1 protein-coding gene is annotated in these 923 nt (G+C 72.8%); it reads left to right on the top strand.

The features are described 5' to 3' along the window. Nucleotides 1-687 (top strand): 3-hydroxybutyrate dehydrogenase (locus B7767_RS17030; RefSeq protein ID WP_085572936.1); only part of this gene is annotated, 687 nt, incomplete at its 5' end. Nucleotides 688-923: the final 236 nt, after the last annotated feature.

The raw sequence follows: 923 nt of genomic DNA, 5'->3' as shown, positions 1-923 counted from the left end.
CTCGCGGCCGCCGGGGCCAAGGTCAGAGCCGTCGACCGGGACGCGGCGGGCCTGGAGGCGCTCGCCGAGGCGGCCCGGGACGCCGGGGGCGCCGTCGAGCCGCACGTCCTCGACCTCACCGACCTGGACGCCGCCGAGGTCGCCGCAGCCGGCACCGACGTGCTGGTCAACAACGCGGGACTGCAGCTGGTCCGCCCCATCGAGGAGTTCCCGCCCGACGTCTTCCACACGGTGCTCACCGTGATGCTGGAGGCACCCTTCCGGCTCATCCGGGGTGCCCTGCCCCACATGTACGGCCAGGGATGGGGCCGTATCGTCAATGTGTCCTCGGTCCACGGTCTGCGCGCCTCTGCCTATAAGTCCGCCTATGTGGCCGCCAAACACGGCCTGGAGGGACTGTCCAAGACCACCGCCCTCGAAGGCGCGCCCCACGGCGTCACCTCCAACTGTGTGAACCCCGCCTATGTGCGCACCCCCCTGGTCGAGAAGCAGATCGCCGACCAGGCCCGGACCCACGGCATCCCCGAGGACCGTGTCCTGTCCGAGGTGATGCTGCGGGACAGCGCCGTCCGGCGGCTCATCGAACCGGAGGAGGTCGCCGAGGCGGTGGCCTATCTGTGCGGCCCGCAGGCGTCCTTCGTGACCGGCACCTCACTGGTCCTGGACGGCGGCTGGACCGCGCACTGAGACATCGGCCGCCGGCGGCCGGCCGTCGGCCGACAGGGTTTTCCACAGGCCTGACGGGACGGCCGCGGGATGAGGAATCCTGTGAACATGTCCCGCGATCACGTGCAGTCCGCCGAGCGTCCCGCCCCCGCTGCCGGAGCGCCGGGCCGGACGCGTCCCGACGCCGGCCCCGCGTCCGGCGGCGCCGAGACGCCGTTCCTGGAGCTGCTGGCCCGCGGAGCCCCCGCCGAGGCGTA

It is taken from the genome of Streptomyces sp. 13-12-16 (assembly GCF_002114215.1).
Taxonomy (GTDB): domain Bacteria; phylum Actinomycetota; class Actinomycetes; order Streptomycetales; family Streptomycetaceae; genus Streptomyces.
Note: the sequence above shows the minus strand (reverse complement) of the source record. Positions and strands in the feature narration are given on the sequence as shown.